11 protein-coding genes and 1 pseudogene are annotated in these 16477 nt (G+C 70.9%); 2 read left to right on the top strand and 10 right to left on the bottom strand.

The genetic code is table 11. From position 1 onward, the window contains the following. Positions 1–3 precede the first annotated feature (3 nt). From ACWCP8_RS16025 to ACWCP8_RS16000, 6 genes are all read right to left on the bottom strand, one after another. Positions 4–975: a helix-turn-helix transcriptional regulator gene (locus ACWCP8_RS16025; protein ID WP_352270876.1), complete on the bottom strand. Its 972-nt coding sequence runs from the start codon at positions 973–975 to the stop codon at positions 4–6. A gap of 134 nt (positions 976–1109) precedes the next feature. After that, on the bottom strand, positions 1110–3779 hold the full coding sequence (gene aceE, locus ACWCP8_RS16020) for a pyruvate dehydrogenase (acetyl-transferring), homodimeric type (protein WP_352270878.1): 2670 nt from the start codon (positions 3777–3779) through the stop codon (positions 1110–1112). Positions 3780–4037: 258 nt separating this feature from the next. Beyond that, positions 4038–4661 (bottom strand): GntR family transcriptional regulator, encoded by a 624-nt coding sequence (locus ACWCP8_RS16015; protein WP_451116429.1) that lies wholly within the window; start codon positions 4659–4661, stop codon positions 4038–4040. Positions 4662–4813: 152 nt separating this feature from the next. Further along, positions 4814–6619, bottom strand: a complete 1806-nt coding sequence (gene sucB / locus ACWCP8_RS16010; protein WP_451116427.1) for a 2-oxoglutarate dehydrogenase, E2 component, dihydrolipoamide succinyltransferase — start codon at positions 6617–6619, stop codon at positions 4814–4816. 98 nt (positions 6620–6717) lie between these two features. Continuing rightward, entirely contained in the window at positions 6718–8106 is a 1389-nt protein-coding gene (lpdA, locus tag ACWCP8_RS16005) for a dihydrolipoyl dehydrogenase (protein ID WP_267005538.1), read from the bottom strand. Positions 8107–8433: 327 nt separating this feature from the next. Further along, positions 8434–9978, bottom strand: a complete 1545-nt coding sequence (locus ACWCP8_RS16000) for a leucyl aminopeptidase (protein WP_352270882.1) — start codon at positions 9976–9978, stop codon at positions 8434–8436. Positions 9979–10240: 262 nt separating this feature from the next. Here ACWCP8_RS16000 and ACWCP8_RS15995 point away from each other — a divergent pair, with 262 nt between their 5' ends. Beyond that, entirely contained in the window at positions 10241–11074 is an 834-nt protein-coding gene (locus tag ACWCP8_RS15995; RefSeq protein ID WP_352270883.1) for an endo alpha-1,4 polygalactosaminidase, read from the top strand. Positions 11075–11108: 34 nt separating this feature from the next. On the opposite strand, the gene ACWCP8_RS15990 is transcribed toward ACWCP8_RS15995, so the two are convergent. Continuing rightward, on the bottom strand, positions 11109–11888 hold the full coding sequence (locus ACWCP8_RS15990; protein ID WP_355993671.1) for an adenosylcobinamide-GDP ribazoletransferase: 780 nt from the start codon (positions 11886–11888) through the stop codon (positions 11109–11111). Positions 11889–11976: 88 nt separating this feature from the next. Between ACWCP8_RS15990 and ACWCP8_RS15985 the strand changes: the two genes are divergently transcribed. Continuing rightward, positions 11977–12738, top strand: a complete 762-nt coding sequence (locus ACWCP8_RS15985; protein ID WP_352270886.1) for a hypothetical protein — start codon at positions 11977–11979, stop codon at positions 12736–12738. On the opposite strand, the pseudogene ACWCP8_RS15980 reads toward ACWCP8_RS15985, so the two are convergent. From ACWCP8_RS15980 to cobT, 3 genes and pseudogenes are all read right to left on the bottom strand, one after another. Continuing rightward, positions 12684–13418, bottom strand: a pseudogene (locus tag ACWCP8_RS15980) (hypothetical protein); the annotation flags it as partial. The gene ACWCP8_RS15985 and the pseudogene ACWCP8_RS15980 sit on opposite strands and share 55 nt — an antisense overlap. Then, complete coding sequence (locus tag ACWCP8_RS15975) at positions 13415–15196, bottom strand: phosphatidylglycerol lysyltransferase domain-containing protein (RefSeq protein WP_352270888.1); 1782 nt, start codon at positions 15194–15196, stop codon at positions 13415–13417. The pseudogene ACWCP8_RS15980 and the gene ACWCP8_RS15975, both read right to left, overlap by 4 nt. 89 nt (positions 15197–15285) lie before the next feature. After that, positions 15286–16404 (bottom strand): nicotinate-nucleotide--dimethylbenzimidazole phosphoribosyltransferase, encoded by a 1119-nt coding sequence (gene cobT, locus ACWCP8_RS15970; RefSeq protein ID WP_355993664.1) that lies wholly within the window; start codon positions 16402–16404, stop codon positions 15286–15288. Positions 16405–16477 lie beyond the last annotated feature (73 nt).

Here is a 16477-nt window from a genome sequence, read left to right as displayed (position 1 = left end):
CCTTCAGCGATAGAGATCGCTCAGCCGTTCGGCGGCAGCGCCGAACCGGGTCCGCAGAGCGGCCGGTTCGAGCACCTCCAACTCCGGTCCCAGGACGAGCAGCTGGCTGTACGCGACATCCAGCGACTCGACCGGCAGGACGACCGTGCGCCACCCGTCGGCGTCGGGCGGACCGGCCGCGTCCAGCGCATCGAGGGCGGCCGAACGGTCCACGAGATGAGGCAATCGGCCTACGCCCGTCTCCGACACCCGTACCGTCACCTCGGTCCGCAGGATCGACCGGGCGAACTGCGCGGCCCGCTCGTCCCAGAACCCCGGCAGGTCGAAGTCCTCGTCCCGGACGAACCGTTCGTCCGTCACGGCCACCGCCGCGAAGCGGTCGATCCGGTACACCCGGAAGTCGGTCCCGGAGCGGGCGCAGACGTACCAGACCCCGGCCTTGAGAACGAGCCCGTACGGTGCCAGCTCCCGCTCGACCTCGCTGCCCGGCCCGCCGCGCCGGTAACGGGCCTTGACCATCCGGTCGTCCCAGACGGCCTCCGCGACGGCGGGCAGCAGCTCGGGTGTCGCGGGCTCCTGATACCAGCCGGGCGCATCCAGATGGAACCGCTGGGCGGCGGTATCCGAGGCGTCCCGAAGCGAGGGCAGGAGGGCGGCGGACACCTTGAGCCGGGCGGCCGACGCGGCATCCTCCAGCCCCATCTCGCGCAGCGCGGACGGCAGGCCGGAGAGAAAGAGCGCCTCGGCCTCGTTACGGGCCAGGCCGGTGAGCCGGGTGCGGTACCCGCCGACCAACCGGTACCCGCCCGCCCGGCCCCGGTCCGCGTACACCGGAACACCCGCCTCGGAGAGCGCCTGGGCGTCGCGGGTGATGGTCCGCTCGGAGACCTCCAGCTCCCGGGCCAGCTCGGCGGCGGTCATCGCGGGCCGGGACTGGAGGAGCAGCACCATCTTGATGAGCCGGGCAGCGCGCATGGGGCAAGTGTGCCTTGCCTCGATCGCCGGGGGGGCGCGCAGAGATGCCCTCGATCGCCGGGCGGGCACGGGAAGCGTGCCCGCCCGGCGATCGAGGGCGACAGGGCGGCCGGGCGTACCCGGCCGCCTCCATCTCACAGCCCGTACTTCTCCCGGGCCTCCTTGACCGCCGACGCGGGCACCTCGCCGCGCCGCGCCAGCTGGGCCAGCGCCGCGACCGCGATCGACGGGGCGTCGACGCCGAAGTGGCGGCGGGCCGCGTCACGGGTGTCGGACAGACCGAAGCCGTCCGTGCCGAGCGAGGACCAGTCCTGCTCCACCCACTGGCTGATCTGGTCCGGGACCTGACGCATCCAGTCGCTGACCGCGAGGACCGGACCCGGCGCACCGGACAGGGTCTGCGTCAGGTACGGCACCCGCTGCTCACCGCGGAGCAGCGCCTCGTCGCACTCCAGCGCCTCGCGGCGCAGCTCGCCCCAGGACGTGGCGGACCAGACGTCGGCCGTGACACCCCAGTCCGCGGCGAGCAGCTCCTGGGCCTCCAGGGCCCAGTGGATCGCCGTGCCGGAGGCCAGCAGCTGCAGGCGCGGCGCGTCCGCCGAGGCGGGCGTGCCCTCCTTGAAGCGGTAGAGACCCTTGACGATGCCGTCCTCGACGCCTTCCGGCATCGCGGGCTGCCGTTTCGGCTCGTTGTAGACCGTCAGGTAGTAGAAGACGTTCTCGGCCTCGGGGCCGTACATCCTCCGCAGACCGTCCTTGACGATCACTGCGATCTCGTACGCGAACGCCGGGTCGTAGTTGAGCGAAGCCGGGTTCGTGGCCGCGATCAGTTGCGAGTGGCCGTCCGCGTGCTGCAGGCCCTCACCGGTCAGCGTCGTACGGCCCGCCGTGGCGCCGACGATGAAGCCCTTGCCGAGCTGGTCGGCGAGCTGCCACATCTGGTCGCCGGTCCGCTGCCAGCCGAACATCGAGTAGAAGATGTAGAAGGGGATCATCGTCTCGCCGTGCGTCGCGTACGACGTGGCGGCGGCGATGAAGTCGGCCATGGCGCCGGCCTCGGTGATCCCCTCGTTGAGGATCTGGCCGTCCTTGGCCTCCTTGTAGTACATCAACTGGTCGCGGTCGACCGGCTCGTACCTCTGGCCCATCGGCGAGTAGATACCGGCCGACGGGAACAGCGACTCCATGCCGAAGGTACGGGCCTCGTCGGGGACGATCGGAACCCAGCGCTTGCCGGTCTCCTTGTCCCGCATCAGATCCTTGGCCAGGCGGACGAAGGCCATGGTGGTGGCCATCTCCTGCTTGCCGGACCCCTTCTTCAGCGCGGCGAACGCCCGCTCCTCCGGCTCGGGCAGCGCCACCGCGTGCACCCGGCGGGCCGGGGCGGGGCCGCCGAGGGCGGCGCGGCGCTCCTGGAGGTAGCGGACCTCGGGAGAGTCGGCGCCCGGGTGGCCGTAGGGCACCAGGCCGTCTTCGAAGGCGCTGTCCGGGATCGGGAGTCCGAGCAGCTCGCGCATGCCCTTGAACTCGTCGATCGACAGCTTCTTCATCTGGTGGTTGGCGTTCTTGGACTCGAAGCCCTTGCCGAGCGTGTAGCCCTTCACGGTCTGGGCCAGGATCACGGTCGGCGCGCCCTTGTGCTCGACGGCCGCCTTGTACGCCGCGTACACCTTGCGGGCCTCGTGGCCGCCGCGGGAGGTGTAGAAGCACTCGGCGATCTTCGCGTCGGTGAGCAGCTTCGCCAGCTCGGCGAGTGCCGGCTCGGCGCCGAAGAAGTGCTCGCGGATGTACGCGACGTCGCGGGTGGCGTACGTCTGGAACTGGGCGTCCGGGACCTCCCGGAGCCGACGGACCAGCGCGCCCGTGGTGTCCAGCTGGAACAGCTCGTCCCAGGCGTTGCCCCAGAGCGTCTTGATGACGTTCCAGCCGGCCCCGCGGAACGCACCCTCCAGCTCCTGGACCACCCGGAAGTTGGCGCGGACCGGGCCGTCCAGGCGCTGCAGGTTGCAGTTGATGACGAACGTCAGGTTGTCGAGCTGCTCACGCGCCGCGAGGGCGAGGGCCGCGGTCGACTCGGGCTCGTCCATCTCGCCGTCGCCCAGGAAGGCCCAGACGTGCGAGTTCGACGTGTCCTTGATGTTGCGGTTGGCCAGATAGCGGTTGAAGCGCGCCTGGTAGATGGCCGCGAGCGGGCCGAGACCCATCGACACGGTGGGGAACTCCCACAGCCAGGGCAGCCGTCGCGGGTGCGGGTAGGACGGCAGACCGTCGCCGCCCGCCTCCTGGCGGAAGTTGTCGAGCTGCTGCTCGCTGAGCCGGCCGTCGAGGAAGGCGCGGGCGTAGATGCCGGGGGAGGCGTGGCCCTGGATGTAGAGCTGGTCGCCGGAGCCGTCCCCCTCCTTGCCGCGGAAGAAGTGGTTGAAGCCGGTCTCGTACAGCCAGGCCGCCGAGGCGAAGGTGGCGATGTGGCCGCCGACGCCGTGCCGGGCGCCACGGGTGACCATCGCGGCCGCGTTCCAGCGGTTCCAGGCGGTGATCCGGGACTCCATCTCCAGGTCGCCGTCGAACGCGGGCTCGGCGGCGGTCGGGATGGAGTTGACGTAATCGGTCTCCAGCAGTTTGGGCAGCGCGAGACCGGCACCCTCGGCGTGCTGGAGCGAGCGGCGCATCAGGTACGCGGCGCGGTGCGGGCCCGCGGCCTTGGTGACGGCATCGAGGGAGGCCGCCCATTCGGCGGTCTCCTCCGGGTCACGGTCCGGGAGCTGGTCGAGCTCGCTCGGAAGCTTTCCTACGGGGTCGGTCATGATCGCCGCCTTCCGGAGAGGAGGGGGGTGGAGAAAGGCCCTGACTGGCAGGACAGGGCGATGGGGCCGGTGGGCCCGCGAAATGAACTCTAAGTCGCTGATCGATGATCGATCAAAGGATGAAGGGCAAAACTTCTCGATATGAAGAAATTGGCATCCGGTGCCCTGTTTCGCGGCACGGAGTGACGTCCCAAATGCGGGTAAATCGGGCGCACGATTGCACGGTCGAGCGCCCCTGCTCCCATCTGCGCACGGGTCTCAGGCGCGCGGCGCGCACCCCAGGACATGCGCCTTCACCAGCACACCGATGTCCGGGTCCTTGCGGAGGAACGCGTCGATGAGCGCCTCGTGCTCCTCCGCGTACGACTTCTGCACCGTCCCCAGCCAGCGGATGGAGAGCGCCGTGAACACCTCGATGCCCAGCCCCTCCCAGGTGTGCAGCAGCACGGCGTTCCCGGCGGCCCGCACCATCTCCCGGTGGAACGCCACCGTGTGCCGTACCTGCGCCTCGCCGTCGGCCAGCCGGTCGGCCTCGTACAACGCCGCCACATGCGGCGACAGCCGCGAGCAGTTCTCGCCGAGCGTCGGAGCCGCCAGCTCCGCAGCGATCTGCTCGAGACCGGCCCGTACCGGGTAGGACTCCTCCAGGTCGGCCGCGGTCAGATTCCGTACCCGTACGCCCTTGTTGGGCGCCGACTCGATCAGCCGGAGGGTCTCCAGCTCCCGCAGCGCCTCGCGTACGGGCGTCTGACTGACCTCCAGTTCGGTGGCGATCCGTCGTTCCACGATCCGCTCGCCCGGCTTCCAGCGCCCGCTGACGATCCCGTCCACGATGTGCTCGCGGATCTGTTCGCGCAGCGAGTGGACGACGGGCGGGGTCATGAGGGGCTCCTTCGGGGAAACCGACGCTGCCGACCGGTCGGCGTCGAAGCGGCGACCGGTGGTGTCTAGACAATACGGCGGCGCCCCCGCCCGGAAGTGGTCCGGACGGGGGCGCCGCTGGTGAGGCTGGTTACAACGAGTCGTACTCCGCCTTACAGGCCGAGCTCGACCTCGAACTCGCCGGCCTCCAGGATCGCCTTGACCGCGGTCAGGTAACGGGCGGCGTCCGCGCCGTCCACCAGACGGTGGTCGTAGGAGAGCGAGAGGTACGTCATGTCGCGCACCGCGATCGTCTCGCCGAGGTCCGGGTGGTCGATGACCACCGGGCGGCGGACCGTGGCACCGATGCCCAGGATGGCGGCCTGGTTCGGCGGCACGATGACGGTGTCGAACAGCGCACCGCGCGAACCGGTGTTGCTGATGGTGAAGGTGGCACCGGACATGTCGTCCGGGGTCAGACCGCCACCGCGGGCCTTGCCGGCCAGCTCGGCGGTCTTCTTCGAGATGCCGGCGATGTTCAGGTCGCCCGCACCCTTGATGACCGGGGTCATCAGACCCTTCTCGGCGTCCACGGCGATGCCGATGTTCTCCGAGTCGAAGTACGTGATGGTGCCCTCGTCCTCGTTGATCCGGGCGTTGACGACCGGGTGGGCCTTCAGCGCCTGGGCTGCCGCCTTCACGAAGAACGGCATCGGGGACAGCTTGACGCCCTCACGGGCGGCGAACGCGGCCTTCGCCTGGTTGCGCAGCTTCATCAGCTTCGTGATGTCGACCTCGAGGACCGAGGTCAGCTGGGCCTGCGAGTGCAGCGCCTTCATCATGTTGTCGCCGATGACCTTGCGCATGCGGGTCATCTTGACCGTCTGACCGCGCAGCGGGGAGACCTCGAGCTTCGGCGCCTTCGCGGCCGCCGGGGCAGCCGCGACGGGGGCCGGAGCAGCGGCGGCGGCCTTGGCGGCCTCCGCGGCGGCGACGACGTCCTGCTTGCGGATACGGCCACCGACACCGGTGCCCTTGACCGCAGCGAGGTCGACACCGTTCTCGGCGGCGAGCTTGCGGACCAGCGGCGTGACGTACGCGCCTTCGTCACCGGAGGCCGGCGCCGGAGCGACCGGGGTGACCGGAGCCGGGGCGGCGACCGGAGCAGCGGCCACGGGCGCCGGGGCGGCAACCGGGGCGGCGGGCGCCACCGGAGCCGGTGCGGGGGCAGCGGCGACCGGGGCCGGAGCCGCCGGAGCAGCCGGGGCGGCCACGGGAGCCGGAGCGGCCGGGGCGGCCACGGGAGCCGGAGCGGCCGGGGCCGGGGCAGCGGCCGGAGCGGCGCCCGCGGCACCGATGACGGCGAGCTTGGCGCCGACCTCGGCGGTCTCGTCCTCGGCGACCACGATCTCCAGCAGCACACCGGAGACGGGGGCGGGGATCTCGGTGTCGACCTTGTCCGTGGAGACCTCGAGCAGCGGCTCGTCCTCCGTGACCTCCTCGCCGACCTCCTTCAGCCAGCGGGTGACGGTGCCCTCGGTGACGCTCTCGCCGAGCGCCGGAAGGGTGACGTCGGTACCGGCGGCGCCACCGGCCGGGGCGGCGGCCACGGGGGCCGGGGCGGCGGCCACGGGGGCCGGGGCGGCGGCGGCAGGGGCCTCGGCGACCGGGGCCGGTGCGGCAGCGGCAGGCGCGGCCACGGGCTCGGCGGCCGGAGCCGCGGCCGCGGCGGGTGCGCCCGTGCCGTCGTCGATGATGGCCAGCTCGGCGCCGACCTCGACGGTCTCGTCCTCGGCGACCTTGATGGAGGCGAGGATGCCGGCGGAGGGGGCCGGGATCTCGGTGTCGACCTTGTCGGTCGACACCTCGAGCAGCGGCTCGTCGACCTCGACGCGCTCGCCCTCGGCCTTCAGCCAGCGGGTGACAGTGCCCTCGGTGACGCTCTCGCCGAGCGCCGGAAGGGTTACGGAAACCGACATGGTTTCAGTTGCTCCTAAGGATGTGGTCTCCCCGGCTCGCGAGCGGGACCGCGAGCTCGGGGAAGTGCGGAAGTGTCGGTCGTCGCGCCCTGACCGGATCAGTCGTGGGAGTGCAGGGGCTTGCCGGCCAGGGCCAGGTGGGCCTCGCCGAGCGCCTCGTTCTGCGTCGGGTGGGCGTGGACGAGCTGCGCGACCTCGGCCGGCAGCGCCTCCCAGTTGTAGATCAGCTGGGCTTCGCCCACCTGCTCGCCCATGCGGTCACCGACCATGTGGACGCCGACCACGGCACCGTCCTTGACCTGGACGAGCTTGATCTCGCCCGCGGTCTTCAGGATCTTGCTCTTGCCGTTGCCCGCGAGGTTGTACTTCAGAGCGACGACCTTGTCCGCGCCGTAGAGCTCCTTGGCCTTCGCCTCGGTGATGCCCACGGAGGCGACCTCGGGGTGGCAGTACGTCACCCGGGGGACACCGTCGTAGTCGATCGGAACGACCTTCTGACCGGCCAGCCGCTCCGCGACCAGCATGCCCTCGGCGAAGCCGACGTGCGCGAGCTGGAGGGTCGGGGCCAGGTCGCCCACGGCCGAGATGGTCGGGACGTTGGTCTGCATGTACTCGTCGACGAGGACATAGCCGCGGTCCATCGCGACGCCGGCCTCCTCGTAACCCAGGCCCTGCGAGACCGGACCGCGGCCGATCGCCACCAGCAGCACCTCCGCCTCGAAGGTCTTGCCGTCGGCGAGGGTGACCCGCACACCGTTCTCGGTGTACTCGGCCTTCTGGAAGAAGGTGCCGAGGTTGAACTTGATGCCGCGCTTGCGGAAAGCGCGCTCAAGAAGCTTCGAGCTGTTCTCGTCCTCGACCGGGACGAGGTGCTTCAGACCCTCGACGATGGTGACGTCGGTGCCGAAGGACTTCCACGCCGAGGCGAACTCGACGCCGATGACGCCGCCGCCCAGCACGATCGCGGACTGCGGGACGCGGTCCAGCTTCAGCGCGTGGTCCGAGGAGATGATGCGGTTGCCGTCGATCTCCAGACCCGGCAGCGACTTCGGCACGGAGCCGGTCGCCAGGAGCACGTGGCGGCCCTGGATGCGCTGGCCGTTCACGTCCACGGAGGTGGGGGAGGAGAGCCGTCCCTCGCCCTCGATGTACGTCACCTTGCGCGAGGCGATCAGACCCTGCAGGCCCTTGTACAGGCCGGTGATCACCTCGTCCTTGTACTTGTGGACGGCCTCGATGTCGATGCCCTCGAAGGTGGCCTTGACGCCGAACTGGCCGGCCTCGCGTGCCTGGTCGGCGATCTCACCGGCGTGCAGCAGCGCCTTCGTGGGAATGCAGCCGTTGTGCAGGCAGGTGCCGCCGACCTTGCCCTTCTCGATCAGAGCGACGTCCAGGCCCAGCTGCGCTCCGCGCAGGGCCGCGGCATAACCGCCGCTACCACCGCCGAGGATCACTAGGTCGAAAACGGTGCTGGCGTCGTTCGCCACGTCACGTCCTCCATGCATGTGCGCCGTACGCCGGGCCCCGTCGCTGGGGTGTGACCGGCCGGTCGGCTGGTGTTCGGCCGCTTTTGTCTTTCGGCCCTGTGGTGGGGGCCCTGTCCTGCCGAGAACCCATCTTCGCACTTGTTGACGGTGGGCGGGACGCGGGGCCCTGGTCTGGGACGGCTGATGGTCCGTTCCAGAGGGTTACCGCTGCGTAGAGACATACGGATTTCGTCGAGAGCGAAACCTGCGTGACGCGGTGCAGCGGTGTCAAGGAGGGAACACGTACGGCCCCGGACGTATGCCCGGGGCCGTACGCACACAGCTGCCTCAGCCGAGGTCGCCGGTCGCGGTGCGCTCCGCCAGCTTCACCAGCGTGCGGACCGCGGAACCGGTGCCGCCCTTCGGCGTGTAGCCGTACGGCGCGCCCTCGTGGAAGGCCGGGCCCGCGATGTCCAGGTGCGCCCAGGCGATGCCCTCGCCCACGAACTCCTTCAGGAACAGACCGGCCACCAGGCCGCCGCCCATCCGCTCGCCCATGTTGGCGATGTCGGCGGTCGGGGAGTCCATGCCCTTGCGCAGGTCGGCGGGGAGCGGCATGGGCCAGGAGGCCTCGCCGACCTCCTCGGCGATCTCGTGGATGGAGGTACGGAAGGCGTCGTCGTTCGCCATGATGCCGAAGGTGCGGTGGCCCAGCGCCAGCACCATCGCGCCGGTCAGGGTCGCCACGTCGACGATCGCGTCCGGCTTCTCCTCGGAGGCGCGGGTCAGCGCGTCGCCGAGGACGAGCCGGCCCTCGGCGTCCGTGTTGAGGACCTCGACGGTCTTGCCGCTGTACATGCGCAGCACGTCACCCGGGCGGGTCGCGTTGCCGGACGGCATGTTCTCGGCGAGCGCCAGCCAGCCGGTGACGTTGACCTGGAGCCCCAGACGGGCGGCCGCGACGACGGTCGCGAACACGGCGGCGGCGCCGCTCATGTCGCACTTCATCGTCTCGTTGTGACCGGCCGGCTTCAGCGAGATGCCGCCCGAGTCGTACGTGATGCCCTTGCCCACCAGGGCCAGGGTCTTCTCCGCCTTCGGGTGCGTGTAGGCGAGCTTCACCAGGCGGGGGCCGTGGGTCGAGCCCTGGCCGACGCCCAGCAGACCGCCGAAGCCGCCCTTGACGAGCGCCTTCTCATCGAAGACCTGCACCTTGATCCCGTGCTCCTTGCCGGCGGCCGTGGCCACGGCGGCGAAGGACTCGGGGTACAGGTCGTTCGGCGGGGTGTTGATCAGGTCGCGGGCGCGGTTGATCTCCTCGACGACCGCGACGGCGCGCTCGGCGGCCGCCTTGAAGGCCTTGTCGCGCGGCTTGGTGCCGAGCAGGGCTACCTCGGCGAGCGGCGACTTCGGGCCGTTGCCGTTCTTCTTGTCCTTCGAGGCGAGCTTGTCCTCGCCGCCCTGGTACGCGGTGAAGGCGTACGCACCGAGGAGCGCGCCCTCGGCGACGGCCTCGGCGTCCTCGACCGACGCGACCGGCAGTGCGAAGCCGGCCTTCTTCGAACCGGCCAGCGCACGCGAGGCGGAGCCGGCGGCGCGGCGCAGCGCCTCCGCGTCGAACGCCGCGTCCTTCTCCGGAACCGAACCGAGCCCGACCGCGATGACGACGGGGACCTTGAGGCCGGCCGGCGCGGGGAGCTTGGTGACTTCGCCCTCGGCACCGGAGGCGCCCAGGGTCTCCAGGACGGTGGCGAGCTTTCCGTCGAACGCCTTGTCCACGGCCTCGGCGCCCGGTGCGACGACCGGACCCTTGGCGCCCTTGGCGACGCCGACGACGAGTGCGTCGGCGCGCAGCGTCGCCGCACCGGCAGTGCTGAGAGTGAGAGCAGTCACGGTGGTGAAATCTCGCTTCCGTTGAGTTCATTTGTCGGTCGAGGGGTGGGCCGACCGTGCCCGGCGCATCGTAGACGCCGCCGCAATGTGCCGGTAATGAGCCTACGCGCGCCTTTGCTGCCCGATCACGTCGGCGGGCCGTTGGCGACCCGTTCCGGCGGTACGGCTCCGGCACCGGCCGGTCCGGGCCGGGGCCGCGGAGTCGCGAAAGTCCTTGCCAGTAGGGTCGGTTGGGAGTGCCGGAGCAAGCGGGGGGAGAGTGATGCGCGCCCAGTGGGCTGCACGCATTTCGGGACCGTGGCCGGCGCTGCCCGCCGTATCCATTCTGCTGGCAGTCCTGGCCGGCTGCGCCGCGGCGCCGGAAACCGCCCCCGCGGAGCGCTGGAGGCCGAGGCCCGGCGCCGACTGGCAGTGGCAGCTCTCCGGCCGCCTCGACCTCACCGTGGACGTCCCGGTGTACGACATCGACGGCTTCGAGCACGACGCGTCGGCGGTCGCCGATCTGCACCGCCGGGGCCGCAAGGTCATCTGTTACGTCTCCACGGGCGCCTGGGAGGACTTCCGCCCGGACGCCGCGAAGTTTCCCGCCTCGGTGCGGGGGAGGGGCAACGGCTGGCCGGGGGAGCGCTGGCTCGACATCCGCCGCACGGACGTGCTGGAACCGCTGATGGAGGCCCGGATCGAGATGTGTGCGAAGAAGGGCTTCGACGCGGTCGAACCCGACAACATGGACGGCTACCGCAACCGGACGGGTTTCCCGCTGACCGCCGCCGACCAGCTGCGTTACAACCGGCTCGTCGCCCGCATCGCCCACCGTCACGGACTGGCCGTCGGCCTGAAGAACGACCTGGACCAGATCCCGCAGCTGGAGTCGGACTTCGATTTCGCGGTCAACGAACAGTGCGCGCAGTACGACGAGTGCGCCGCCCTCACACCGTTCATCGAGGCGGACAAGGCAGTGTTCCATGTGGAGTACGAGATGCCGGTGGCGCGGTTCTGCCCGCAGTCGAAGAAGCTGCGCCTGAGCTCACTGCGCAAGAAGTACGAACTCGGAGTCTGGCGCCGGAGCTGTACGTCGAGCCTGTCCGGCAATTGAGGACATATCGGCAAGCGGGCCGCCCCGCACCCGCTCAGCCCAGGGCCAGCCCCACCAGCGTCCCCGTTGCCGCCACCTCCGCAACCGCCCCGAAGACATCCCCCGTGACCCCGCCGAACCTCCGTACGCAGTGCCGCAGCAACACCTGCGCACCGGCCAGCCCGCCCACCACGGCAAGTCCCTGGTGCAACGGCGCGTACCCGCCGAACACCGCCCCCGCCCCCGCGCACGCGGCCACCACCACCGCGGCCGCACCTGCCGCCGCCCGCAGCGGAACCGTGCCCGCCACCGCCGCGCCCAGCCCCTCCGGCCGGGCCGGCGGTACGCCCTGACGGGATGCCAGCGTGAGCGCGAGCCGGGCGGTGACCCCGGCGACGACCGCCGCCATCGCGCCGTGCGCCCAGCCCTGCCCGTACAGCTGGTGGAGGACGGCGATCTGGGCCAGCAGCACGAACAGCAGAGTGATCACACCGAATGGCCCAATGTCCGACTGCTTCATGATGCGCAGCGCGTCCTCAGCGGGTTTGCCGCTGCCGAGCCCGTCCGCCGTGTCCGCGAGGCCGTCGAGATGCAGTCCCCTCGTGAGGACCGCGGGCACCGCGGCCGAGGCGACCGCGGCGAGCAGTGGCCCCGATCCGAACAGCAGCAACAGCCCGCCGGGCACCGCCGCCAGCAGCCCCACCACCAGACCGGCCAACGGGGCGCACAGCATCCCGGCACGGGCCGCTTCACGGTCCCAGCGGGTGACGCGGACGGGGAGGACGGTCAGGGTGCCGAAGGCGAAACGTATGCCGTGGCTGTTCGGGGAGGTCACGGCGCGCAGGCTAATCGCTCCTCCGGGTCGATAGATTGGCCGAAACGCTGCAGAACGCCACAAAAGTGGATCACCGGGAGAGGGTGGCATGGGTCACTGGTTCGATCAGAACTTCGTCGAGCCGGGGAAGCTGCCCCTGCTCCTCGCGCTGGCCGCCTTTGTGCTGACCTTCGCCATCACCCGTCTCATCACCCGGCTGATCAGGGCGGGGAAGGGCCCGTTCCGCAACATCACGCCCGGTGGCCTGCACGTCCACCATGTGGTGCCCGGTGTGGTGCTGACGGTGATCGGGGGCTTCGGCGCGGTCTCCAGCGGGCGGCACGGTGTCACGGCGGGCATCTGCGCGGTGATCTTCGGGATGGGCGCCGGGCTGGTGCTGGACGAGTTCGCCCTGATCCTCCATCTCGACGATGTGTACTGGACCGAAGAGGGCCGGCGGAGCGTGGAGGTCGTCGTCCTCACCGCCGCGCTCGTCCTGCTTCTCCTCGGTGGCTTCTCGCCGCTCGGGGTGAACGAACTGACCAGCGATCAGGAGCAGGGACGGCTCGGCATCGTCCTGACCCTGTTGATCAACTTCTGTTTCGTGCTGATCGCGCTCTTCAAGGGCAAGGCCCGGATGGCGGTGATCGGCACCCTGGTGCCGTTCGTCGCTCTGTTCGGCGCTATCCGGCTGGCCCGGCCGACGTCGATGTGGGCGAAGCGCTTCTACCGTAACCGGCACCGCGCCCGCTCCAGGGCGGTGCTGCGCGCGTACCACCACGACCGGCGCTGGGTGGGGCCGCGCCGCAGGTTCGAGGATCTGATCGGCGGCGCACCGGACCGGAACCCGGCCCCGGTGCGCAAGTCCTGACCGTGGCGGGCGCGCAGATGACGGCGCCGGTCGCGCCGGGCCGTGAAGCCGCACAGGATCAGCACCGCGACGATCGCCGCGAGATGCTCCTTGCCCGCCAGGTTGTTCTTGAGAAACACCTCGATGACCATCGCCGTGATCACCACCGCCCCGGTGAACCAGGCCCGGTAGACGTGGCACAGATACACGGCGATCCCCACCACCGCCGCCGACGGGCCGGTGTCGACGACCTGCGCGTCCGATGCGGGCAGTCCGAACAGCCCGTCGGGGCCCACCGCGACGCCGACCCGTGCGTACAACGTCCCGGCCAGCGTCGCGACGTACGCGATCAGCAGGGTGCGCCACCGGCCCCGACAGATCTCGGCGATCCCGAACACCATCAGGACCTGCGCCAGCGCACCCCACACCGGGAGATCCGGCGCGGGTACGAACAGCGACAGCGGGGTACGCAGCAGGGCGATCCACAGCGGGTCCTCGGCCCGCACCGAGCCGAGGACCTGTACCGGCCGCCGGCCCCAGGACTGGTTCTGCACCACCTGGAGCAGCGCCGTCAGGCAGACCGCCCCCAGCGTCATCGGGACGGCCCGCAGCCGGGAGCCGCTGAGCGCGCAGCGTACGGCCGGCAGCAGCGGCCCCCACTCGCGGCGGGCGGCCGTGCGCAGCGAGGTCACCGGTCTCATCTACGGGTTCCCAGATGCGAGCGGTGCATCCACTTGGGCAGGCCGGGGGCCTCCAGAAATCCTTCGGCGCGGGCTGCGGCGATGCCGATGCGCAGCAGGTCGGAGCTCTTCTCGAAGAGCATGAAGCGCGGCTCCCAGATCGGTCGGTACTTGGCGTTGGCGCGGTAGAGCGACTCGATCTGCCACCAGCGCGAGAAGAAGCTGAGCAGCGAGCGCCACAGCCTCAGCACCGGTCCGGCGCCGAGGCGTGATCCCCTCTCGAAGACGGACCGGAACATCGCGAAGTTGAGCGACACCTGGGTGATCCCGATCGCCGGTGCGCGCTGCAGGAGTTCGATGACCATGAACTCCATCAGGCCGTTCTCGGAGTTCCGGTCACGGCGCATCAGGTCCAGCGAGAGGCCGTTCGGACCCCAGGGGACGAAGCTCAGTAGGGCACGCAACGCGCCCTGGCCCGGGGCGTCACCGCTGTCCCGGCACGCCAGCATCACGCACTGTCCGTCCGCCGGATCACCGAGCCGTCCGAGCGCCATCGAGAAGCCGCGCTCGGTCTCCCCGTCGCGCCAGTCGTCGGCGCAGCGCAGCAGTTCGGCCATCTCGTCGTCGGGGATGTCCGCGTGGCGGCGGACGGTCACCTCGTACCCGGCGCGTCTGACCCGGTTGTACGCCTGGCGGACGGTCCGCATCGCCCGCCCGTCGAGGGTGAACTCGGCCGTCTCCACGATCGCTTCGTCGCCGAGCTCCAGTGCGTCGAGGCCGTGCCGGGCGTAGACCGTGCCGCCCTCCTCGCTCACCCCCATCACCGCGGGGATCCAGCCGTGCTCGCGGGCCTCGGCGAGCCACGGCTCGATCGCGCCGGGCCAGGCCTCCGGGTCGCCGATCGGGTCACCGGAGGCGAGCGAGACCCCGCCGACCACCCGGTAGGCGACGGCGGCCTTCCCGGTCGGCGACCAGACGACGCTCTTCTCCCGGCGCAGCGCGAAGTAGCCGAGCGAGTCGCGGTCGCCGTGCTTGTCGAGCAGGACGCGGAGCCGGTCCTCGTCCTGCGGGGTGATCGGGTCGACGGCCCGGCGGGAGCGGAAGGCCGCGTACACGACGGCGATCAGCAGCAGGGTGGAGAGGATGTTGATGACGACATCGACCCAGCCGGGCACGGTGATGCCGGGGAAGCGGGAGTTGTCGGCGGTGACCGAGATCAGCCGCAGCGCGCCGTAGCGCCAGCGGTCGAGGAAGGTCGAGCGGTACTCGTCGTGCGCCGTGTTGGTGACGGTGACGAGCAGGGTCGCGATCAGCGAGGTGAGCAGCAGCCCGCCGACGGCGACCACGGCCGCCAGCTTCGGGTTGGATCTGTCGCCCTTGGCGTAGAACTCGCGCCGGCCCAGGAGCAGCGCCAGGACGAACGCGGCGGTCAGTGCCAGGGAGATCCAGTTCTGCGGGTACTGCCGGATCTCCGGGAAGGAGATCACAAAGGCGAAGAGCAGCAGCAGCAGACCGCTCAGCACCATGTTGACGATCCACGCGGCCCGCTTGCGGCGGCGCATGGTGACGGCCAGGAAGAGTGCGACCACCCCGGAGGAGAAGCCCGCGGTGAGCAGGTAGGGCGTGAAGTAGTTCTCGGTGTTGTGCCGGCGAAGGTCCTGGCCGAGCGTGACCCAGACCGCGCTCAGGAAATTGATGAACGACACGACGCGCAGATACCAGATGGCGAATGCCGCGCTGCGTCGTGAGCGGACGGTGCTCCGCCGGACACCCCCACCGACCAATCGGACCTCTCCCATGAAAAGCGATCATATGGGGCATCGCGCTTCATGAGGGGCTGTGCTGCGGCCGGTGTCTGTGGCCGGCGGCCGCAGCCCGGCAGGGTCGGTCAGTCGTCGGCCGTGTCGCCGTTCGCGCCGGTCGTCCCGGTCTCGTCGCCGTCCTTCTCGACGTTCTCGCCGGTGTCCGCCGGTGCGCGCTCGGGCAGCTCCGCCGCCAGCGCGGCCGCGGCCTGCACGAGCGGAAGCGCCAGCAGGGCCCCGCTCCCCTCGCCCACGATGACGCCGTGGTCGAGCAGCGGGTTGAGCGCCATCCGGTCCAGCGCCTTCGTCTGCGCCGGCTCGCCGCTCACCTGGCCCGCCAGCCACCAGTCCGGCGCCCGGAAGGCGGCCCGCTGGGCGACCAGTGCACACGCCGACGAGACCACGCCGTCCAGGATCACCGGCAGCCTGCGCACCGCGCACTGCAGCAGGAATCCGGTCATCGCCGCCAGGTCGGCGCCGCCGACCGTGGCCAGCAGCTCCAGCTGGTCACCGAGGACCGGCCGGGCCCGTCGCAACGCGTCCCGGATCGCCGCACACTTGCGCATCCAGGCGAGATCGTCGATGCCCGCACCGCCGCGCCCGGTGACCACCGAGGCGTCCGTGCCGCACAGCGCCGCGATCAGGGTGGACGCCGCAGTGGTGCCGCCGACGCTCAGATCGCCGAGCACCACCAGATCGGTGCCCGAGTCGGCCTCCTCGTCGGCGATCGCGATCCCGAGTCGCACCGCCTGCTCGGCCTCCTCGGCCGTCATCGCGTCCTCGATGTCGATCCGGCCGCTGCCGCGCCGCACCCGGTGACGTACGACCGACTCGGGCAGCAGTTCCGGATCGCAGTCCAGGCCGGCGTCGACGATCCGCACCGGTACGGAGAAGCGGCGGGCCAGCACGGCGAGCGGCGTCGCACCGTCCAGCGTGGCCCGCACCAGCTCGTGCGCGGTCCCGGCCGCACGGCCCGAGACGCCCAGCTCGGCCACCCCGTGATCACCGGCGAAGAGCACCACGCGCGGCTGCTCGATCGGCTTGACCGGTACGGCCTGCTGTGCGGCCGAGAGCCATTCGCCCAGCTCGTCGAGGCGGCCGAGGGCACCCGGGGGCACGATCAGCCGCTCCCGGCGTTCCTCGGCGTCGCGCCGTACGCCGCCGTCGGGGCGTTCGATCAGGTCGGAGAAGTCGTCCAGATTCACGGGGGTCTGCCTCGCGGGTCGTTACGTGGTGTGGGCCGGTGAGCCCGCCGCCGGGCTCATTGCGGAACAGTAC

This window comes from Streptomyces sp. NPDC002206, assembly GCF_053593595.1.
Note: the sequence above shows the minus strand (reverse complement) of the source record. Positions and strands in the feature narration are given on the sequence as shown.